General features: G+C 48.4%; 14 protein-coding genes. 10 read left to right on the top strand and 4 right to left on the bottom strand.

Going from position 1 to position 22574, the window contains the following annotated elements; genetic code table 11:
• Positions 1-47: 47 nt before the first annotated feature.
• The 9 genes from acnB (at position 48) to EP073_RS12295 (ending at position 11506) form a co-directional block, all read left to right on the top strand.
• Positions 48-2603 (top strand): bifunctional aconitate hydratase 2/2-methylisocitrate dehydratase, encoded by a 2556-nt coding sequence (gene acnB / locus EP073_RS12335; protein ID WP_128467469.1) that lies wholly within the window; start codon positions 48-50, stop codon positions 2601-2603.
• A gap of 985 nt (positions 2604-3588) precedes the next feature.
• A complete protein-coding gene (mdh, locus tag EP073_RS12330; protein WP_128467468.1) occupies positions 3589-4563 on the top strand; it encodes a malate dehydrogenase in 975 nt (324 codons plus the stop codon).
• A 127-nt stretch (positions 4564-4690) separates the two neighbouring features.
• Complete coding sequence (gene sucC, locus EP073_RS12325; RefSeq protein ID WP_128467467.1) at positions 4691-5908, top strand: ADP-forming succinate--CoA ligase subunit beta; 1218 nt, start codon at positions 4691-4693, stop codon at positions 5906-5908.
• On the top strand, positions 5905-6786 hold the full coding sequence (gene sucD / locus EP073_RS12320; RefSeq protein ID WP_128467466.1) for a succinate--CoA ligase subunit alpha: 882 nt from the start codon (positions 5905-5907) through the stop codon (positions 6784-6786). The genes sucC and sucD overlap by 4 nt, the downstream gene beginning before the upstream one ends.
• A 149-nt stretch (positions 6787-6935) precedes the next feature.
• Entirely contained in the window at positions 6936-7133 is a 198-nt protein-coding gene (locus tag EP073_RS12315) for a 4Fe-4S binding protein (RefSeq protein ID WP_128467465.1), read from the top strand.
• 12 nt (positions 7134-7145) lie between these two features.
• On the top strand, positions 7146-8279 hold the full coding sequence (locus tag EP073_RS12310; protein WP_128467464.1) for a 2-oxoacid:acceptor oxidoreductase subunit alpha: 1134 nt from the start codon (positions 7146-7148) through the stop codon (positions 8277-8279).
• Positions 8279-9085 (top strand): 2-oxoacid:ferredoxin oxidoreductase subunit beta, encoded by an 807-nt coding sequence (locus EP073_RS12305; protein ID WP_128467463.1) that lies wholly within the window; start codon positions 8279-8281, stop codon positions 9083-9085. Before EP073_RS12310 ends, EP073_RS12305 begins: the two co-directional genes overlap by 1 nt.
• A 12-nt stretch (positions 9086-9097) precedes the next feature.
• Positions 9098-9640 carry a 2-oxoacid:acceptor oxidoreductase family protein gene (locus EP073_RS12300; RefSeq protein WP_128467462.1) on the top strand — a complete coding sequence of 181 codons (543 nt, stop codon included), beginning with the start codon at positions 9098-9100 and terminating at the stop codon, positions 9638-9640.
• Positions 9641-9871: 231 nt separating this feature from the next.
• Positions 9872-11506 (top strand): PAS domain-containing sensor histidine kinase, encoded by a 1635-nt coding sequence (locus tag EP073_RS12295; RefSeq protein WP_128467461.1) that lies wholly within the window; start codon positions 9872-9874, stop codon positions 11504-11506.
• Here EP073_RS12295 and EP073_RS12290 read toward each other — a convergent pair.
• Both EP073_RS12290 and EP073_RS12285 read right to left on the bottom strand, forming a co-directional pair.
• A complete protein-coding gene (locus tag EP073_RS12290) occupies positions 11481-12578 on the bottom strand; it encodes a Fic family protein (protein WP_128467460.1) in 1098 nt (365 codons plus the stop codon). The two genes, EP073_RS12295 and EP073_RS12290, sit on opposite strands and share 26 nt — an antisense overlap.
• 48 nt (positions 12579-12626) lie before the next feature.
• Positions 12627-14966, bottom strand: a complete 2340-nt coding sequence (locus tag EP073_RS12285; protein WP_128467459.1) for a PAS domain S-box protein — start codon at positions 14964-14966, stop codon at positions 12627-12629.
• Between the two features lie 336 nt (positions 14967-15302).
• Between EP073_RS12285 and EP073_RS12280 the strand changes: the two genes are divergently transcribed.
• Entirely contained in the window at positions 15303-16871 is a 1569-nt protein-coding gene (locus EP073_RS12280; RefSeq protein WP_128467458.1) for a DEAD/DEAH box helicase, read from the top strand.
• Here the strand turns inward: EP073_RS12280 and EP073_RS12275 are convergent.
• The gene (locus EP073_RS12275; protein WP_128467457.1) at positions 16861-20214 is read right to left on the bottom strand and encodes an AAA family ATPase; all 3354 of its coding nucleotides are present in this window, start codon (positions 20212-20214) and stop codon (positions 16861-16863) included. The two genes, EP073_RS12280 and EP073_RS12275, sit on opposite strands and share 11 nt — an antisense overlap.
• 309 nt (positions 20215-20523) lie before the next feature.
• Complete coding sequence (locus EP073_RS12270) at positions 20524-22476, bottom strand: methyl-accepting chemotaxis protein (protein WP_128467456.1); 1953 nt, start codon at positions 22474-22476, stop codon at positions 20524-20526.
• Positions 22477-22574: the final 98 nt, after the last annotated feature.

Below are 22574 nucleotides of genomic sequence, written 5' to 3'. Positions count from 1 at the left end.
CGGAGCTGAGGCTGCGCAGAGAATACCTCTACTAAGGAGAAATATTTATGATGCAAGACTATCTTAAGCATGTTGAAGAAAGAAAGGCTCAGGGGATACCTCCTCTTCCTCTGTCACCCGAATTTACCGCAGAAGTGTGTAAAATGCTGGAAAATCCGGCGAAGGAGCAGGCGGATTTCCTTAAGGAACTTATAGTTAACCGTGTTTCTCCCGGTGTTGACCCCGCTGCGGAAGTCAAGGCAGCTTGGCTTGAAAGAGTCGCCAAAGGCGCTGTGAAATGCCCCGTAATCACAAAAAAAGATGCTGTGTTCTTCCTCGGAACAATGCTCGGCGGCTACAATGTAAAACCCCTTGTGGATCTTCTCACTGACGCCGAACTCGGTGCTGATGCCGCCGAAGCTCTTAAGCAGACCATACTCATTTACGGCTCTTTTGAAGATGTGCTTGCTCTTTCCAAGTCCAACGCCAATGCCAAGGCTGTTATTCAGTCATGGGCGGATGCCGAGTGGTTCACATCCAAGCCCGAATTTCCAAAATCATTCAAGTTGAAAATATTTAAAGCAGACGGCGAAACAAACACGGACGATTTTTCCCCCGCTAAACACGCGTGGAGCCGTCCGGACATTCCGCTGCATGCTCTCGCCATGGGTGAAACCTCATGGCCGCAGGGTAATACCACTATAGACAAATTCCGTGAGGAAGGCTTTGAGGCAGGCTTCGTGGGCGATGTTGTAGGAACGGGCTCATCCAGAAAATCAGCGTGCAACTCCGTTATGTGGAAAATAGGTCAGGATATTCCTTTCGTTCCCAATAAGAGACGCGGCGGTGTTATCCTCGGCGGCGTAATAGCCCCCATCTTCTTCAACACCACCGAAGATTCCGGCGGTTTGCCCATAATCTGTGATGTGAACAATATCAAAACCGGCGATGTTGTAATAGTCGACACAGAAAAATGCGAAGTCAGGGACGAAGCGGGCAAAGTGATCTCCACTTTCAAGCTCAGCCCCGCCACTATAAAAGACGAATACAGAGCGGGCGGACGTCTGAACCTCATCATCGGACGCCAGCTTACTGTTAAGGCGCGCAAGGCACTCGGTCTTCCTGAAAGCACAGTCTTCACCGCAACGGTAAATCCTGTTCCCAAAAAAGGTCAGGGCTTCACGCTTGCGCAGAAAATTATCGGAAAAGCATGCGGAGTGGAAGGCGTTCTTCCCGGAACCGCTTGCGAGCCCGTAATGACAACTGTCGGCTCTCAGGACACCACCGGACCGATGACAAGGGATGAAATCACAGAGCTTGCCTGCCTTGAGTTTCAGGCGTCTATGTTCATGCAGTCCTTCTGCCACACTGCCGCTTACCCCAAGAAAGCCGATGTGGCTATGCACAAATCTCTCCCCGATTTCGTCACCTTAAGAAAAGGCGTGGCGCTTCGCCCCGGTGACGGTGTTATCCACTCATGGCTTAACAGGCTTCTTCTTCCCGATACTCTGGGAACAGGCGGCGACTCTCACACACGCTTCCCTATAGGGCTTTCTCTCCCTGCGGGCTCAGGTCTTGTCGCTTTTGCGGGCGCTCTCGGCTTTATGCCTCTTGATGTTCCCGAATCCGTGCTTGTGAAGTTCAAGGGCAAGTTCAACCCCGGCATAACTCTCAGGGACGCAGTAAACGCTATCCCCTACTGGGCGATCAAGCAGGGGCTGCTTACTGTTCCCAAGCAGAATAAAAAGAACATTTTCAACGGACGCATTCTTGAGATGGAAGGTCTGCCTGATCTTACTGTTGAGCAGGCGTTTGAACTCACTGATGCTACAGCGGAAAGATCAGCCGCCGGCGGTACGATAAAGCTCAGCGAGAAGTCTGTTTCCGGTTTTCTCAGAAGCAACATAGCGCTGATGAAAAAGATGATTGCGGCAGGGTACAGGCATGCGGACACGCTGAAAAAACGCATTGAGGACGCTGAAAAATGGCTTGCCAATCCCGTTCTTCTTGAAAGAGACGAAAACGCCGAATATGCGGCTGTTATAGAAATCGACCTTGCCGAAATCACTGAGCCGATTCTCGCATGCCCCAACGACCCTGACGATGTTAAGCTTCTCAGCGAAGTCGCGGGGAACAAAATAGATGAGATCTTTATCGGTTCCTGCATGACTAACATAGGTCACTTCCGCGCCGCAGGTAAAATCTGGGAAGGCGCCGCCTATCCCAAAACCAAAATATGGCTGACTCCTCCGACCCTTATGGATCAGATGCAGCTTATGGAAGAAGGCTACTACTCAATATACGCAAGTGTGGGCGCAAGAACCGAGATCCCCGGCTGCTCACTCTGCATGGGAAATCAGGGAAGAGTGCAGCCCAAGGCTCACGTTCTTTCTACGTCAACAAGGAACTTCCCCAACCGTATCGGGGACGAGTCTCAGGTTTACCTCGGCTCCGCGGAGCTCACGGCTGTGACCGCCCTGATGGGCGAGCTTCCCACTCCGGCGGAATACTTCATGCTGTATAAAAGCAAGATTGAGCCGAAACAGGCTGAGGTGTACAGGTACCTTGAATTCGATAAAATGGGAGACTTTGAGCTTTCATACATCGAAAGAGTGGCATTCTAAAAGGATTTTGAGGGGCTCTTCGGGGCTCCTTTTTTATGGCGTCAAACTGCACATCCTGTCAGTTTGACGCACACGCTCGCGCCGCAGTAAATGCGGCTTCGCTTCGCACGGCGCGGCTCCATCCATGGAGCAGTTTCCATTTATCTAGTCTTCATTGCGAACCCTGAGAGGGTGAATCAATCTCTCCTTTTTTTATAACATCGAACTGCACATCCTGTCAGTTTGACGCACACGCTCGCGCCGCAGTAAATGCGGCTTCGCTTCGCACGGCGCAGTTCCATCCATGGAACATGGCGCCATTGCGAACTCCGCGGGAGTGAAGCAGTCTCAGGCGCTGAAAACAAGCCAACGATGTACATCCGGTTTGAGGTCCTTCACTCATTGGATTCAGAGTGGTATGGAAAGAGGGTTAAAGCGGGGTCGTATGTCATTTCACTATGCTTCAAATGGATTTATGTTCATAAAATACCGTTTTGAAAAATTGATAGATAAAAACGATACGGTTATTGGTATAATGAATCGGCGGATCTGCCGTATGAATACTAAGTCCGCTAAGGGAATATTCAGGCGATCTCCGCAATTTTTTTAAACCGTCATATCGAAAAACAGGGTAGAACGCATCCTGTTGCTATTAGTGATGAAAGCAGGTGTTTTCAAGGGTTCTGAAATATGGTGAACCTTGAGGTATTTTTTTTGTCTCTTATTATATGCAAAAAATTCTATTTTCCGCTTTATCAAATTTAAAAAATGTTTTATTATCGGCGTTACCAATAATACTTGACAAAAATCTTTGTTTAATTATAACTGTATACAGTATACATCAGAAAGCAGTTCTAAAAACGTTTTTCGGGTGTGAATGTGCTGTGTGAAAACAGTTTTTTAAGGACAGGTTTTGTAAAAACTGCTGATTATCGACTGAAAAGCGTGTACTGTGAAGAAATTGGAGCTGAAGGCTCTGAAACTATAATTTATACAGGAGTTTGATATGTGCTTTACCAGACCTAAAATTGCCCTCATAGGCGGCGGCCAGATCGGCGGCGTTCTCGCTCAGCTCAGCGCTCTTAAAGAGCTCGGCGATGTTGTTCTCTTCGATATAGTAGAGGATATGCCTCAGGGCAAGACCCTTGATATAGCCGAAGCCTCCAGAGTGGACGGCTTTGACGCCTGCCTCAGGGGAACAAACGACTATAAAGACATAGCAGGCGCAAACATAGTTATCGTTACAGCCGGTCTTCCCAGAAAACCCGGGATGAGCAGAGACGACCTGCTTACTACAAACGCGAACATTATCAAAAGCGTTGCCGAAAACATCAAGAAATACGCTCCCGATTCATACGTAATCGTTATCTCCAACCCTCTGGACGCTATGGTTACTCTTATGCAGAAGATAACGGGCTTTCCCGCTGAAAGAGTAATCGGTCAGGCGGGCGTTCTTGACTCTTCAAGATTCGCTTCCTTCATAGCATGGGAGCTCGGCGTATCCGTTAAAGACGTAAACGCTATGGTTCTCGGCGGTCACGGCGACACAATGGTTCCCCTCGTTCGCTACGCAAACGTAAACGGCTGCCCTGTTATGGAACTCCTTGAGAAAAAGTACAACGACAAGGCAAAAGCCAAAGAAGTTATGGTTGCTATGGTTGAAAGAACCAAGCAGGCAGGCGGCGAAGTCGTGAAGCTTCTTAAAACAGGTTCAGCGTTCTATTCTCCCGCTTCCTCCGCAATCCAGATGGCAGAAGCCATTCTGAAGGATGAAAAAAGAGTTCTGCCCGTATGCGCGCTTCTTAAAGGCGAATACAGCATAGACAACCTTTACGTCGGTGTGCCTGTTGTCCTCGGCAAGAACGGCGTTGAAAAAATAATAGAACTCGATCTTGACGCTGAAGAGCAGGCTCTGATGGATAATTCTGTCAATGCAGTAAAAGATCTTGTTGAAGCGATGACACGCCTCGGTTTCCTTTAGAATAACTGTTATATTTTAAGGCTATATTAACATGGCTCACCAATTAAGGCTTGAAGTTAGCATTGGTTTGGAATACTATTTTCGTGTTTTAAGCCCGAAGTAAAACAAAACAGCTGGAAGGTGAGCCATGTATTTACACGAATTTCAGGCTAAGGGGCTTCTTCGCGAGTACGGACTTCCCGTACCGGACGGAGGAGTGGCATCCACGGCCAGCGACGCGCTTCGCGTTGCAAAAGAGTTGAAAGGAGAAAAATGGGTCATTAAGGCTCAGGTACACGCAGGCGGAAGGGGAAAAGCCGGCGGTGTCAAGATTGTTCAGTCATTCTCAGATGTCTATGACGAAGCAACCCATATGCTCGGTATGAAGCTTATCACGCATCAGACCGGAGAAGAGGGCAAAATCGTCCACAGGATTCTCGTTGAGAAGGCGACTAACATCAGACAGGAAATCTACCTGAGTATCATGGTCGACAGAGATAACGAGCAGCACATCTTAATAGCAAGCGCAGAGGGCGGCACAGAAATTGAAACCCTCGCCGAAAGCAGACCGGACGCTATTATAAAGGAGAAACTCTCCGCTATAAAAGCCATGGGCTTCTATCAGGGAAGGAAAATTGCCAAAAAACTCGGGCTTAAAGGCAATCTTCTCAATAAGTTTTCCGCGGTTGTGGTTAAGCTGCATCAGGTCTTCATGGACTATGACTGCATGCTGCTTGAAATAAACCCCCTTGTTGTAAACAGTGACAACGAAATCGTCTGCCTTGACGCTAAAATCACTGTTGACGACAACGCACTCTTCCGTCACTCCAAGATAGAAGAGATGAAGGACTACGGTGAAATGGAGCCTCAGGAAGTGAGGGCATCCATATACGACCTGTCCTATGTGAGTATGGAAGGCAATATCGGCTGCATGGTTAACGGCGCCGGTCTTGCAATGGCCACCATGGACATTATCAAGTCCTTCGGCGGTCAGCCCGCTAACTTCCTCGACGTCGGCGGCGGAGCGGACGAAAACAAGGTAAGGGAAGCTTTCAGAATCATCCTTACCGACCCGAACGTGAAGGTTATCTTCGTGAATATTTTCGGTGGTATTGTCCGCTGCGACTTAATAGCCAAAGGCGTCCTTAAGGCAGCAAACGAGGTTCCGAGCGATAAGCACGTGGTACTCAGACTTGACGGCACAAACGTTGCTGAAGGTAAAAAAATCATCAACGAAGAAGCCAGCGCATCAGGACTGAATATCTACGCCGCAGACACGATGGCAGACGCCGCCCAGCTTGCCGTCAAACTCGCGAATGAACCGGCGCCCGATGCTCCTGCTAGGAAGAAAGGGGGTAACAAATGAGCATACTTATAAATAACAGAACCAAGGTGATTGTACAGGGACTTACAGGCAGTCAGGGGAAATTCCACTCAGCCAAAATGAAAGAATACGGAACCAATATCGTAGCCGGTGTTGTTCCGGGGAAAGGCGGAGAAAGCGTTGACGGCACTCCTGTGTTTGATACTGTTGAAGAAGCGGTGAGAGCAACCGGAGCCAATGCGTCGATTATTTATGTTCCGCCTGCTTACGCTGCCGACTCTATTATGGAAGCAGTGGACGCTAACCTCGATGTATGCGTGTGCATTACCGAAGGCATACCCGTAAAGGACATGCTGGCGGTTAAAAGAATGATAAAAACCACAGGTTCAAGAACCATGCTCATCGGTCCCAACTGCCCCGGCGTTATCACGCCCGGCGAATGCAAAATGGGGATCATGCCCGGTGAAATACACACTCCCGGAACAGTGGGAATTATTTCAAAATCGGGCACATTGACTTACGAAGCCGTTAAGCAGGTCAGCGCTTACGGACTCGGTCAGTCAACTTGTGTGGGAATAGGCGGAGATCCTGTAATAGGTCTTAAATATATCGACCTGCTTGAAATGTTTGAGTATGACGCTCAGACGGAACTTGTTGTCCTCATCGGCGAAATCGGCGGTCAGGCAGAGGTTAAGGCAGGGGAATGGATTAAAAACAACTTTTCAAAGCCCGTAGTCAGCTTCATAGCCGGACAGACCGCGCCCAAGGGTAAAAGAATGGGACACGCGGGAGCAATAATCTCCGGCGGAGACGATACGGCGGCATCCAAAATGAAAAGGCTTGCCGAATGCGGTGTTCATGTTGTGGAGTTACCTTCGGACATCGGTAAAAAAGTTGCCGAGGTTCTCGGAAAAATTTAGAAATAAAAGACCGTCCGCATTGGGGTATGCGGGCGGTCTAAATATAAAGTAAAAGACGCGTATAAAAGCCTGATCTCAGCGGCTTGAGGCGGTCTGCGCGTTCTGAACGCAGTAATTTTAAGTTACGGCAATTACAAAAGGAGAAGTTAATGGGTAAGGCAGAAAGCATTAACATTATTGTAGAGTACTGCAAAGGTTGCGAAATCTGCGTGGAACTCTGTCCTACCAAAGTCCTTGATATGAAGGACTTTAAAGCGCATGTCGCCGACCTTGACAAGTGCATAGCTTGCATGCAGTGCGAGCTTAGGTGTCCCGACTTTGCAATCGAAGTTTATAAAAAAGGCTAACAGGAGGAATTTGTGGCTAGAGAAATAAGATTCCTTCAGGGAAACGAAGCAGTATGTGAAGGAGCCCTTTACGCGGGCTGCAGGTTTTATGCAGGTTACCCTATAACGCCTTCCACCGAAATTGCGGAAGGTCTTGCGGCTTCACTGCCCAAGGTAGGCGGACGCTTCATCCAGATGGAAGACGAACTTGCTGCTATGGCAGCGACAATAGGCGGCTCAATCGCAGGTAAAAAATCACTGACGGCAACTTCAGGTCCGGGTATGTCCCTTAAAATGGAAAACCTCGGCTATGCTTATCTCACGGAGATACCCTGTGTTATCGTTAACGTTATGAGGGGCGGTCCCTCGACAGGTCTTCCCACGGGTCCCGGTCAGTCTGATGTTATGCAGGCTAAATGGGGAACTCACGGTGACCACCCGGCAATAGTTCTCACTCCTTCCACAGTGCAGGAGCAGCTGAACGAAACTGTACGCGCATTCAACCTCGCGGAAAAATACAGAATGCCAGTAATCATTCTCACTGATGAAATTATCGGTCACATGAGGGAAGCTATAGAAATTCCCGAACCCGGCGAGCTTGAGGTCATTGACCGCAAGAGACCCACATGCGATCCGAAAGACTATAAACCCTACAAACCCGATGCAGACCTTGTACCCCCCATGGCTGATTTCGGTTCAGGCTACAGATACCACATCACCGGTCTTAACCACGCTGAGGACGGTTTCCCCTCCAACAACGGTAAAATGGCGCAGGCCGATGAGATCCGTCAGGAAAACAAAGTAATGCACCACTATGACGACATAGTGAAAGTTGAAGAGTTTGAGTGTGCGGATGCGGATATAATAGTCTTCGCATACGGCAGCTCAGCCCGCTCCGCTAAAGAAGCCGTTATCAAGGCAAGAGCCGAAGGCATAAAAGCCGGTCTTTTCAGACCCCTTACCCTGTGGCCTTTCCCTGAGAAGCATCTTGAAAAATATGTCGGCAAAGCTAAGAGCTTTATCGTTCCCGAACTTAACCTCGGTATGATGAAGCTTGAGGTCGACAGAGTCGTGAAAGGACAGGCGAAGGTTGTGGGAATCAATAAAATTGACTCAGACCCGATCACGCCCGTTGAGATCATCGATGAAATCAGGAGGGCTAAGTAATGGCTTACGATTACAGCAAATACCTCAGATCAGGTAAAATTCCCCATATATGGTGCCCGGGCTGCGGCTACGGCATAATTATGAAGTCTCTCATCAGGGCGATAGACGCTACAGGTCTTGACAAGGACGAAATCGTTCTTACCTCAGGCATAGGCTGCGCAAGCCGTCTTCCCGGCTACATGGACTTCAACACTCTGCACACCACACACGGACGCTCACTGGCTTTCGCCACAGGCGTGAAAGTGGCAAACCCCAAGCTTAAAGTTATCGCTCTCGGCGGTGACGGCGACATGACAGCCATAGGCGGGAACCACTTCATCCATGCGTGCAGAAGGAACATCGACATAACATGCTTCGTATTCAACAACTATATATACGGCATGACAGGCGGTCAGTACTCACCCACCACGCCTAAAAACGCCAAGGCTACAACCGCACCCTACGGCAACGCCGACAACCAGTTTGACATAGCTCAGCTCGCCATAGGCGCAGGTGCTACTTTTGTCGCAAGAACAACAACTTATCACGCTGTTCCCATGGAAAAGCTTATCAAGCAGGCACTCGATCACAAAGGATTCAGTGTTGTGGAAATCATGGCAGGCTGCCCCACAGGCTACGGACGTAAAAACAAACAGGGCTCACCCGCTAACATGATCCTTTGGCAGAAGGAGAACGCTGTTCCCGCAAACAAGGCCAAGGAAATGAGCGAAGAAGAGATGGCGGGCAAATTCGCCATCGGCGTTCTGCATGAAGTCCATAAACCTGAGTACGTAGAAGCCTACGACGCTCAGGTCGGTTTGAAGTAAGGAGTGATTGAAATGGCTAGAAGTGAGATAAGACTTAGCGGTTCCGGCGGACAGGGTATGATCACGGCAGGTATCATCCTCGCCATGGCTGCCTCCGTTTACGAAGGCAAAAAAGCCATCCAGTCCCAGTCATACGGACCTGAAGCAAGGGGCGGCGCGAGCAAGGCAGAGGTCATCATCAGTGATGAGGCTATCTACTACCCCAAGGTTATGAATCCTGATGTTGTTGTGGCTCTTACTCAGGAAGCTGCTGAAAAATACTGCAAAGACCTTAAAGACACAGGTCTTCTCATAGTTGACAACCTCATGGTTAAAAAAGCTCCCGAAGGGAAATTCAAGATTATCGGTCTCGACATAATCGTCACAGCCGCTGAAAAAGTGGGCAAAGCTATGGTTGCAAACGTTGTAACTCTCGGTGCGCTCAACACTATTTGCAATCTTGTTGACCCTGCCACTCTTGAGAAAGCGGTTCTCAGCCGCGTTCCCAAAGGAACGGAAGAGCTCAACAGAAAAGCACTCGCAGCAGGCGCAGAACTCGCAAAAGCTGCAATGTAGGATTAAACAGGCTTATGCCTAGAGGGGTGTCCGTCGGACACCCCTTTTTTTTGTTGATTTTTATAAATCTTAATTCAAAAAATACAGAACATATGTTGAAAAAGGTACTTGTTAACAATAAAAGTTTTTATCAGGTTCAAAAAATTCATTATAAGCAATTAAAAACACTGTACATCATATATAATATTGTTATAATAATGTGAAATCAGCTTTTAGGACGGAACATTTTTAATGATTGGTGAAAATTGTTCTTCAGGAAATAATGCTGCTCTGCTTCTTTCCGTTATTGATTCCATCGGAAAAGGCATTCTTGTTTTTAACGGTAAGGTTATTTACTGTAACTCAGCCGCTGAAAAAGCACTTGGCTATCCTGCCGGAAGTCTTGAAGGCAAAGACCCCAGCGAGATTTTTCCTGTTGATTCAAAACTGCTCAGCTCATGCCTTTTTGAAGAGATTTATGACTGTGAAATGGGTGGCGAATTCAATTTCCAGACCGCCTCAGGTGCGCTCGCAGCGCTGAAAAGCGAGATAAGAAGTATAGATTTTGAGGGCAGAAGCGCCTGTATGGTGACCTTTGACGTTAGCTCTCCCGCCGACAAACAGGTCAAAAAACTCGCCGAGACTGAACAGCTTTTCCGTATTCTCACAGAAAACTCATTTGCGGGCATCTACATTTACAAAGACAAATACATCTACGCAAATCCCGAGTATCTCTCCAAAACAGGCTATTCCATGGATGAACTTAAGCAGATGTCTCCGTGGGAGCTTGTTCACGAGGACGACAGACGGTTTGTTAAGGAGAATGTTCTCCGCAGGCTCGCCGGAGAGGTTTTCGACCAGAAATATCACGAGCGCAAAATCATAACCAAATCCGGTGAAATACGAACAGTCCGAGTGGCTACCAACACTGTGATGATAGACGGAGAGTTTGCCGGCATAGGCAGCACCATAGATATTTCAGACCTTAAGCAGCTTCAGGACGGGCTTGAGGAAAAGGTGAGAGAAGAAACCCTTAAGCGTTATGAGCAGGAGCAGCTCCTTGTGCAGCAGTCAAAGCTGGCGGAGATGGGCGCTATGCTCCGCTCCATAGCCCACCAGTGGAAGCAGCCTCTCAGCGCAGTGGGCATGCTTCTTCAGGATATGACACGTACTTTCAGCTCCGGCGGGCTCGATAAGGAGTATATCGACTGGGTGCATGATACTGCTTCTGAGCAGATTTCTTATATGACCGAAACTGTCAGGGATTTTATGGATTTTCTCCGTCCGTCCAAAGAGCGCAGCCTGTTCACCATAGAAGATGCCCTGTGGCCGACTCTTAAAATATTCTCTCATCAGGCTATTTCCCACGAATTGAGCATTGAGATGAAATGCGGCTTGAAAAGAGACGCAAGCGAGGAAATGTCCGTGCGCATAAAGAGTGTCAGCAGCTCTAATATATTTGTAGATTGTGAGAACTGCGGACGAAACGATGTATATGTGGAGGGCTACCGCAACGAGTTTATGCAGGTTCTTCTCAATATTTTCAACAACGCCAAGGATGCCATAGCAAGCGCTAAGAAACAGGGCACACTCACTGAAAGCGGCAGGATAACAGTTCGCTTAGCCGATTTGGAAGGCAGAATCTCCATAGACATTGAGGATAACGGCGGCGGTATTCCCGAAGAACTGATTAAAAAGATCTTCGACCCTTATTTTACTACAAAAAGCTCCGAGCAGGGCTCAGGTATAGGACTTTATATGGTTCGTGCTATTGTGGAAAATAATATGGGCGGTGAGGTGCGTGTACGGAACGGAAAAGCCGGCGCTGTTTTCAGCATCATTCTGGACAGGCATATGAAATCTACCTCTGCGGCAGGTTCCTGTTAAGCTCAAAGCCTCCCTCCAACCTGAAAATTATTCCGGTATCAGCCAGATTCCTTAAGTCTTTATCCCGCGCATCGGCTGAATCATCATCATAAAGTCCCGCAAATGCCTTGTTTCTGAAGAGCTCCTCTTCGGAGATCATTCTGTCTGCCTCAAAAAGAATATGCAGCAGCCCGTACTGGCGTTCTGTTATTTTTTCTTCCGATTTCAGCCACTCAAAGAAATCCTTGACCGCGCAGATTCTTAAACCAGCCAGAAGTACATCCGTCACAATAATGAAGGATTTGCAGGCGCCCTCCAGAAAGAAGCTCACAAACGCTGTGAGGTCAAAGCCTCCGGTTTTTTCACTTTTACGGAAGCTGCGGTAGTATTCGGTTCTGTTTTCTTTGTAATAAACGCCGATGGAGCGGTAAAGGTATCTGTAACCTGCTTTCCTGAGAATAGCAGCCTCGACGCTGCGGGCAGTGCGCCCGTTTCCGTCCCCGAAAGGGTGGAGCAGACTGAGGTGATAATGAGCAAGACATGCCCTTATCAGCGGATGCGCTGATCTTAACTCGGTGTTGAACCAGTCACAGAACTCTTTGATAAGTTTTGCTATATCCTTTTCCGGCGGTCTGAAATATTTAATATCGGCGCTCTTTGTCCTGAAACTTCCGGGGATGTTGCCTTCCGTGCGCACATCAAAGGTTATGTGCATGTGGAGACGTTTTACAAAGTCCGGAGTGAGTACAAAAGGCTCGGCAGAGGGCACTATGGAATCGATCAGTCCGTAGACTATCCGCAGATTGGCTAGAGCTTTTTCCGCCGCAGGGCGGTGATAGCTGTCCTGAAGGATTCTGAGCAGGTTCAGCGCGTCCTCGCTTTTCATATTATTTTTCTGAACAGTGAGGGACGAGTAAATGCACTTGTTATGAATCTCATCCAGAAAGGAGTAGGAATAGGGGGTAACAGGGAGGCTGCTCAGGATGGCGAACCGCGCGTCGGCTTCCTTCATCAGGGACGCAACAGCCTCTTCGTCGTATTTGCCGCTGAAAGTGATGCGCTCGAAGCGCTCGGTAATTATCTGACGTATCATCCGCTCCCCGCATACCCAAACATAAGTTCTCAATTATAACAGAAAAAATTAAAGATCCTGAAAAGGTTTTTTGAGACGCAGAGTGAATACGGCGCCGCCTTCTTCATTTTCCGCTGTTATGCTGCCTTTCATATGGGTTTCGGCGATCAGCTTGGATATATACAGTCCTATGCCTGTTCCGCTGCTGCCCTTGGTGGTGAAGTATGATTTAAATATGCTGTCCTTCACGCCTTCAGGGATGCCGCCGCCGTTATCTCTGATTCTGATTATGACTTCGTCGCCGGTTTCAGTGCAGCTTACACGGATAACGCCGCCCGCGGCTCCCTTCAGCTTATCGGTAATCGCGTCTTTAGCGTTTGCCAGAAGGTTGAGAATAACCTGTTTAAACTCGTTTCTGGAGCCGTAAACAAGAGGCTTGTCCGTGCAGTGAAGATCAGGGAGTATCTCAATACGGCTGTTGGCATAGTGCACGGCGACAAGGCTTATAATCTCCTCAAGAGCGGCGGAAACCTCGAACCTGTCATCAGCCTGACCGGGCTTGAAAAAGTTTCTGAAGTCCTTCACTGTCTGAGACATGAACTCAAGCTGCCCCATGATAGCTGATATATATTCCCGCAGATTTTCAGCGTTCAGTTCACTGCTTTTAAATTCGGTTTCGATAAGCTGGCTGAACATGCCCACAGCGTTCAGAGGCTGCTGCCACTGATGGGTGATCACGCCGATCATCTCCCCTAGGGCTGCCATTTTGGACTGCTGAATCAGCATCGCCTCCTGCTCCTTCTGCTTGTTGTGAAGCTCACTGAGCTCGGTAATGTCCGATACTGTTATTAGGGTGACCGGATCATGATCGGCTCTGGGCACGGTAACGTTCATTATGAGTATTTTCTCCTTCCCTGAAGGGAGAGAGAAGGAGTATTCCATTCTTGTCATAGGTGTTTTTGTTCTGAGAGCATCACTGAGAATCCCGGCGTCCCTGCTGTTTAAAATCTCAGGGCAGGCATCCACAAAAAGGCTGCCTGCGGTAAGGTTCTTGTGCCCAAAAATCTTTTCAAATTCAGGGTTAACCATCTCAATACGGCAGTCGCCGTCCAGAACACATATACCCGCATTAGCGGAAAGCAGAATGGAGCTGAGAAGTTTTTCATGTTTTTCAATGCGTTCCGCCGTGCGAATCCGTTCAGTCTGGTCGTGGTGGATGCCGTTTATTCTGTAGGGCTTGCCGCTTGCGTCAAAATCGTATGAATATATGGAGGTAATTATTCTTTCCTCACCGTCCGGACGGATTATTCTGAAGCTGAACTCTCTTTCAGGGGAGTATCTGAACAGTGATTCCAGCCACTCACGCACCTTGTCTCTGTCTTCGGGGTGCGTAGCGGTGAGGATTTCTTTTACTGTGGGTGCTTCCGGTCCGCGTTCCATGCCGAATATAGCGAAGGCTTCATCAGTCCAGAAGCCCTTTCTGGTGCGCATATCACGCATCCAGCCGCCCATTCTGGCTACTTTCTGTGTTTTGTTAAGCAGGTCTCTGTTCTCTTTCAGACGGATGTAGGCGGAGCGGAGCTTTTCCGTGCGCTTGCGCACAGTGGCTTCAAGCATTAGGTTGGACTCCTCCAGAAGTTCTTGGAGCCTTTCCTGCTCGGTTATGTCGGTTTTTATACCTATAAAACGGGTTATCTCCCCGCTTTCAATGATCGGGGCAATTTTGGCAAGTTCGATGTATTTGGAGCCGTCTTTCTTTTTATTTATGAACTTGCCTGTCCAGATTTTGCCGTTTCTTATCGTCTGCCAGAGGTTTTTGTAAAACTCCCTGTCATGCTCGCCTGATTTAAGCCCGCTGAAGCCGAGACCGATTATCTCCTCTCTGGAAAAGCCTGTGAGCTCCTTGAAAAAGGGGTTTACGTATTCTATCGTGCCGTTTTTGTCTGTAACAACGATTGAGATGGGGCTCTGCTCGACTGTGGCGTAAAATGTACGCAGCATTCTGACATTATCGCAGTAGAGGTCGGAGTGGGCGGCGCTGACGAGGTTGCCAGCGAGACAGCCCTCTGTTAGAGTTGATACGTAGGCTGCGGCTGATTTCAGTTTTTTCAGAGGCATGTCTCTGTCAGAGTATACTGCGGAGAAAATTGTCGGGAAATTGTCGATTTCTATGGAATTTATGGCGAAAATTCCGCCATTTTCTGTTTTCAGAACGCCTTTTATTATATTTTCAGCTTCTGCATTTTTAAAAACGGATGGGAGCATATCGGCGAAAGTGTTTCCTTCCGCCTTTACGAGTATGTTGCCGTCCGCCCCGTGTATGCTGGCGGGCAGTCCGGAAAATTCCGAAAACTGCTCCAGTTGTTTTTTCAGCTTGTTTGTGTTTATAAGTTCATTTAAATTAGTCATTAAACATCACAAAATTGGTTATTTTGATAGATATAGTTCAGAATTATAAGTTTAGGAAGTTATTTATTTTTTTAAAGAGGATATTTATGAAACTTATTATACTCGTGATCTGATAAAAGTCTTTGCTTTTTTTCCATATAGTTTTAAACTCCTGCTGGATTATTTTGTGATTTGACCGATCATCAGGTTTAACCGGATTATGAAATAAATTAAAACAATGGTTTATGTACGGCGCAAAAGTCCGCCGTGCGAAGCGCAGCCGTGTTTACCACGGCGCGAGCGTGTGGTGAGTGTTTCCATGGATGGCAAACACGAACTATAAAATAGAGGTGGCATTTGCTAAGACGTTTAAAACAGAAAATCCGCTCCCTTTTCGGAACAAAAAAGGCAGCGGCGATCCGTGTGAGAGAGATCACACCGGATACGAAAAAAGAAGTGCAGCAGCACCGTAAGCCCGAAGTGCATCACAAGGCTGCTGTAAAGCCGACAAGGGAGAAGGTGAGAACTGCGCCTCCTAAGGAAAAAATCAGAGCTGTTCAGGCTCCGCCCAGACCGAAAAAAGAACCCAAGGTTTTTGAACCGTGGGATCCTGCGGTTTTTAATGTTGAGCCCGCAGAAGGAAAAACAAGATTTCAGGATCTTGATATTTCCGAACAACTTCTGAGAGCAGTGTATGATCTCGGTTTTCAGTACTGCACCGATATTCAGGCAGAGATACTCCCCAAGGCATTTGAGGATAGGGATGTAAGCGGAAAAGCACAGACAGGAACCGGCAAAACGGCGGCATTCCTTCTTTCCGCTCTCAGGCATATTCAGCGCAATCCGCTGGAAAACCGCAAGACCGGCAGCCCCAGAGTGCTTATACTCGCTCCGACAAGAGAGCTTGTGCTCCAGATAGAAAAGGATGCCCTCGGACTCTCTAAGTATACTGATACAGAGGTGCTGGCGGTATTCGGCGGCATGGGCTATGAGAAGCAGAAGAGAGCCCTTGAGGAAAAACTTGTCGATATAGTGGTGGCTACGCCCGGCAGGCTCCTTGACTTTCGCCAGAACAGCAAGGTAAACCTTTCTGCTGTGGAGATTCTCATCATCGATGAGGCGGACAGAATGCTTGACATGGGCTTCATCCCCGACATCAGAAGGATAATCAACTATCTGCCCCAGAAAGAGAGCAGGCAGACGATGCTTTTCAGCGCCACTCTGACCCCTGTTGTTGCGGAGCTTGCGTCCAGATGGACCAAGGAACCATTCACGGTGGAGATAGAGCCCGAAAACGTAACCAACATCAGGATCGAGCAGCTCGCCTACATAATCGAGAGTGACGATAAGTTCAAGGTGCTTTACAACTATATCAGACACAACGATCTCAAGAGCGTGATCATCTTCTGCAACAGAAGAGACCAGACCCGCAATCTCACCGACAAGCTTTACTCACTTGGGATAGAGTGCAGAATGCTCTCCGGCGATGTAAGCCAGACCAAAAGGATCAGCACTCTTGAGGAGTTCAGGACAGGAACGATTCAGGTTCTCGTTGCGACAGACGTGGCGGCGCGGGGTATACACGTTGACGGCGTTACCCATGTTTTCAACTATAACCTGCCCGAAGAACCGGACAGCTATGTCCACAGAATAGGACGTACGGCGAGAGCCGGAGCATCCGGAATATCGGTGATTTTCGCATGTGAAGAGGAAGCAATGCTGATTCCCGCTCTGGAAGAGCACACAGGCGTTAAGATGAACTACATATACCCCGATGAAGAGCTTCTGGCGGAACTGCCTGCGCAGGTGAGGAAGCCTGAGAAAAAAGAAAGACCGGTGATAAAAACTTCCGGCAGGGCAGGGGCAAGACCCATGAAACCCGGCGGAAGAAAACCCCGAAGAAAAACGGGGGATACTAAAGCTTAAGGTCGCTGAGGCGCACCGAGAGCATCTTGGAGACGCCCGGTTCCTGCATTGTCACTCCGTAGAGGCTGTCAGCCTCTGCCATGGTTTTCTGACTGTGGGTGATTATGACAAACTGGGTGTCCCCCGAAAGGGTTTTAACCACTTTCATAAATTTATCTATATTCGCCTCGTCCAGAGGCGCGTCTATTTCATCAAGGAAGCAGAAAGGCGTGGGTTTGTAAAGGAACAGCGCAAAAAGCAGCGTGCATGCGCTCATAGCCTTTTCTCCCCCTGAAAGCAGATTCATATTCACAAGCTTTTTCCCCGGCGGCTGAACAAAGATTTCCACTCCGCTGGTGAGGAAGTTGTCCGGCTCGCTGAGGCGCAGCTCCGCCCTTCCGTCTCCGAAGAGAATGTCGAAAACCTTTTTGAAGTTGTCACGCACGCCTTCAAACGTGTCTCTGAAAAGAGCTGCGGTGCTGTCATCTATTTCGCTTATGAGTTCATGGATGCTGGCAATTGCGTCTTCAAGGTCTTTTCTCTGCTGAGAGAGAAATTCGTTGCGCTTGCAGACCTCGTCATATTCCTGTTCTGCCGCCATGTTCAGAGGACCGAGCTCGTCTATAAGCTTGGTCACAGCGTCCAGCTCCGCCTTTGCTTTGTTAGGCTGAAAGTTTGAGAGGTCTGGCTTTTCCTCATTTATATCCGTTTCAAATTTTTCGGTGAAGTTCTCAGAAAGGCTCTGCATTTCGGCGAGAACACGTTCACGCTTTATTTCCGAGTCAGTAACCACGCTGCGGAGCTTTTCCACCTCTCTGTTTGCCTTTTCTATCTCTTTTTTGAGCCCTTCAAGCTCCTTTTCCTGCTCGGCGACTTCCCTGTCAGTGCTTATTGCGCTGGTTCGGAGCTCCTGCTGCTGCTTCATGAGTGAGGCGTATTCGCCTTTTTTGGCTTCCAGACGCTCACGGAAATTGATTATATCAACAGTGAGCAGCTTGCTCAGACGCTGCTTGGCATCGCCTGTTTTCTGTGTGGTTTCGCCAATCTCCCTGTCTGTGAAGTGAAGCTCACGGGCAAGGGCGTTAAGCTGCTCAGTGAACCCTCTTTCCTCTATCTTGAGGGCATTGAGCTCATCCTTGGCATCCTCATACAGTGTGTTTATATCCTCAAGCCGCTCATCCAGAAGCTGTTTCTCGTCTTCTTTCTCTCTCTGCTCCTCAGCGGTTTTTTCACGCTGTTCCCGCAGGGAGGAAAGGTCTTTTTCCATGCGTTCAAGCTCACGGGCAACAAACTCAGTTTCCTTGTCGATTATCTCTCCCCGACGGGAGAGCTTTTCTTTCACGGCGACAGCCTCGTCAAGCATGCGGGAGCTGTTTTTTGCCTCGGTTTCAAGGGTGGATTTGCGGTTCTCTTTTTCGGTGAGGATTTCCGCCGTCTCCGCTGTTTTTGCCGCCAGCCCTTCGTATCTGGCTTCTGCGTCTTCAAAGTCCGATGTGACGGTCTCCAGCTTGTCTTCCGCAGTTTTAAGCTCAGTCTTGAGCTTGAGGATCACGACGCCTTTGTCATCGTCGCCGATCTTGCGGTAGAGGCTGCCGGTCTTTATGATATTTTCGGTTATTTTTTCCTGTTCCCCGAGTTCGTTTATCAGTTCGTCCGTGCTGCCCGAGAAGGTGAATCGGAGGGAGCCTGTCATTTCACGGACGGTAGCGAGAACCATTGATTTCTGTTCCGCACTGAAAACGAGTATGTCCGCCGCGTGCATGGGCGGTTCGGCGGATTCGTCAATCAGATCAATGAGAAGCTTTGAATCAAATCGTTTGAGATACTCCCCGCTGTCACCCACTGCGGCGTTTTCTATCTGCTCTTTAAGCACAGCGGTTCTGCTTTCAAGGGAGTTTTTCTCAAGGCGCAGACTGTCCGCTTCCGTTTTTGAGTCAGCCTCAAGGGTTTTAATCTCCGCAAGCTCGGCTCTGACCGATTTAATCTCATCGGTGATCAGCTTAAGGGCATCCCGGGTCTCTTCAAACTCACGGTGTGCGTCTTCCGCTCTCTGAGCTGCTTTGGCTATCTCAGCCTCAAGGTCATCCTTCTCAAGGGTAAAGCGTTTTCTGTCCGCCTCAAGGCGGTTGATAGTGGTTTCCTTTTCAAACACGGAGTTGTTTATGGATGTAAGCTTCTGGGTAAGCTCAAGGTATTCGTCCTCAAGCCCGTCAATGTCATATTTGAGGTCATCCCGCATGCGGGTATATTCTTCTATTTTTTCTTCAAGCTCCTCAAGGTTTTCCTTGAGCTTATTCCTGTTTTTCTCGGTCTCTTCCTTTGATGAAAGGATCCTCACCCGGGATGCGGTAAGCTCCCTGAATTTTCGCTCATAGTCTTCTATCTCTCTGTGCAGACGCTCTTTCGTGCTTTCTGCTCCTGCGATTTCGCTTTCCAGAAGCCGCACATCGCCGGAGATGTTCGCAATGGCGTCACCGAGAAAAAGCATCTTCTCATTAGTTTCCCTGAAGCTTCCCCGCAGGGTGTTGAGATTTCTTTCCTTCTCTGTTTCACTTTTGACAAGGTTTTCAAATTCGGCGATTATTCCCGCCATGCCGACCTTTTCACGGTTGATTTCTTCTGTGAGGGCTGCGGAGTCTTCTCTGAGTTTTAAGTATTTATAAAGGATGATATTTTTATCAAGCTCGGTTTTACGCCCCGCAAACTCGCGGAACTTTTTCACCGTCTCAACCTGTCTGGTGAGGGTATCTATGTGGCTGCGGATCTCGCTGATAATATCGTTAACACGTCCGAGGTTGTCTCTAGTCTGGTGGAGTCTGCGTTCAGCCTCTTTCTTGCGCTCCTTGAAGCGCACAACGCCCGCAGTCTCTTCAAGGAAAAGGCGGAGCTCCTCAGGAGTTGCCTGAATGATTTTTTCCACCTTGCCCTGTTCTATGATCGATATGCTTCTTGCGCCCATGCCTGTGTCGTAGAAGATTTCACGGATGTCTTTCAGACGGCATTTGCGGTTGTTTATTTTGTATTCCCTGTCTCCTGCTCTGTAAAATTTTCTGGTGACAGTGACTTCGGAGAGAGTTCCCCATTTTGATGTTACGCTTTCAGGCAGGTCGCTGACAGTGAGGGAAACCTCTGCGAAACCGGAGGCCTTGCGCTTGGAGGAGCCGCCGAAGATGACGTCCTCCATGTCATTCCCGCGGAGCTCTTTTGGGCTCTGCTCACCGAAAACCCAGCGTATGGCGTCCATGATGTTGCTTTTGCCGGAGCCGTTCGGTCCCACAACGCAGGTAATGCCGTCAGGGAAATCCACGACGGTCTTGTCGACAAATGATTTAAAACCTTGGAGTGTGATGGATTTAAAGCGCATGAAACAATCTTATATCAATCCGGAATCTATTCATATCCAAAATTCATGTAGTTCGTAAAAACCTACGTCCTTTAGTTTTTACGAACTCGCAGCCTGCGAAGCATAGCTTCTTGCTGCTCTCGCTCCGCTTGCGTTCCTCGCGTTCGCTGTGGTACGCACTCCGCAGATACATCCGTGTATCTTTTACGCTCCGTTACAGAGCGTAGTGATTTAAAACCTTGGAGTGTGATGGATTTAAAGCGCATAGAGAGATTGTAAAGTATATCGCGTTAAATTCAAACTGTTTTCACATGCAGGTATGACGCCCTGCTAAACTTTAAACCTTGCTATCAGCATAGTGAGATTCTCCGTCTGCACCTGAAGGTTGTTCACTGTCTGAGTGACTTCGGCAAAAGCCACTGAGCTCTGCTCAACCGCTGTGGCAACGCCCTGAAGGTTTTCATTGACATTCAGGGTAGATTTGGTCTGCTGCTGCACGAGAGACATGACGGAGGATGTCTCGTGGTGAATCTGCTCTGCTGCGGTAACGATATTATCAAACACGTGTCTTGTCTCTTCCGCTGCGCCTATGCCCTGATCCACACTCTTTTCAGCTTCAAGCATCCCTTTTTCAGCCATTTCTGTCTCTTTCTGGAGTGAGGTTATAATGTTGCCGACTTCTTTGGTGGCATTCTGTGTTCGTTCGGCGAGCTTGCGAACCTCGTCCGCAACCACGGCGAAGCCTCTTCCCGCTTCGCCTGCTCTGGCCGCCTCAATTGCGGCGTTGAGAGCCAGAAGGTTTGTCTGATCCGCTATATCGTTGATTACGCTTATTATGTTTCCTATCTCTTCGGATGATTTGCCGAGTTTTTCGATGGTTTCAGACAGCCCGGCCGTTGTGGTTTTGATGCCTGATATTCTGCGGACGGTCTGCTGAACGAACTCTTTTCCTTTTTCAGTAACGTCAAGGGCTTCCTCAACCCTTTTTCCCGTACTTTCCACATGAAGGACAACCTCTTCTGCGGAGTGAGTTACATCCCTCATTCCGTTTGCTATGTCACCCACCTGAGCGGACTGGGAATCAGCGGTGGCTGAAAGCTCCTCCGCAGTGCTGGAAAGCTCGTTAGTTGCGGACGCGACAGTATTCGTCGCGTCCTTTACGCTGAGCATGGTTTCTCTGATATTGTCCACGAATATGTTAAACTCACGGGCAACAATGCCAATTTCATCGCCGGATTTAACCAGAATTTTCTTTGTGAGGTCACCGCCGGCTATCTCTCTGAAAACCGCGACAAACCCGAGGAGCGGCTTGGTGATCGTGGAGGCGGCGAAATAGCTTGTTATGATGAAAAGCGCCAGAATAACGGGGCTTTCGATTAATATTATATTTCTCATGCGGATTAGCGGCGCTTCGAGCTCCTCAATGTAGCTTCCGGCGGCTATTATCCAGTCAACCTCCGGTATATATTTATAGATAACGATTTTCTCACGTGCATTATCTTCGCCCGGGTTTTTCCAAGGGTAGATTATCTTGCCTGTTTTGTTGCTGACTATCTCTTTAATGAATAGCCTTCCGTCGGAATCTTTGCTCTCCATAAGGTTTTTACCTTCCATAGCGGGGTGAACCATCAGGGTTCCGGCAGAATCAAGCACATAGCCGTAGCCAGTGTCGCCTATTTTTACGGAGAGGATAAAGTCTCTGAAATCCTTGGGGTTGAGCATTGTTTTAAAGTCGGATACGGGGACGGTTCCAATGATTATCCAGCCCCATTCCTCAAAGTACCCTGCCGCAGCCAGTGCGGGCATGCCGTCTTGGGTCACAGGGGCAAAACCGCCGCGCTCTTTGATAAGCTCGGTGAAGCCCGCTGAGGAAGAAAGGTTTTTTCCGATGTTGTCTCTCTTTCTGTCGTACAGGATTTCGCCCGATTCGCTGAGGATTATGAAGTAGCCTTTTTCAATTATATTCTGTTCCAGAAGCGCCTGAGAAGCGTCATACATAGCCGTGCTTTCGCTGTAACCGCCTCTGAGGGAGTTCATATAAGTAAGGTTTATTATATTTAAGCCCGAATCCACGGTCCCGTCCAGATAGCCCTTTGCCGATGAGTTTATGGAGGAGAGCACAATGGAGGCGAATGTGTCGGTGGTGTGTGTCAGGTCGTTTTCAATCATGGAGTAGGACATCTTTTTAGCGTTGTTGTAGGTGGTCATGGACAGAAAAAGAATAGTTACAAGCGAAAGCAGGCTGAAAGCAACAATAATTTTGTATTTGATAGTAAGTTTCATATGCTACTCCATGAGGTGATTATCTATAAATTATGAATGATATTTCAATGCCGGCAACAGAAATTCAGCTTATTATACCCCGGGCAGTCTGATTTATA

The organism is Geovibrio thiophilus (assembly GCF_004087915.1).
In the GTDB taxonomy this organism is placed as follows: Bacteria; Chrysiogenota; Deferribacteres; order Deferribacterales; family Geovibrionaceae; genus Geovibrio; species Geovibrio thiophilus.
Note: the sequence above shows the minus strand (reverse complement) of the source record. Positions and strands in the feature narration are given on the sequence as shown.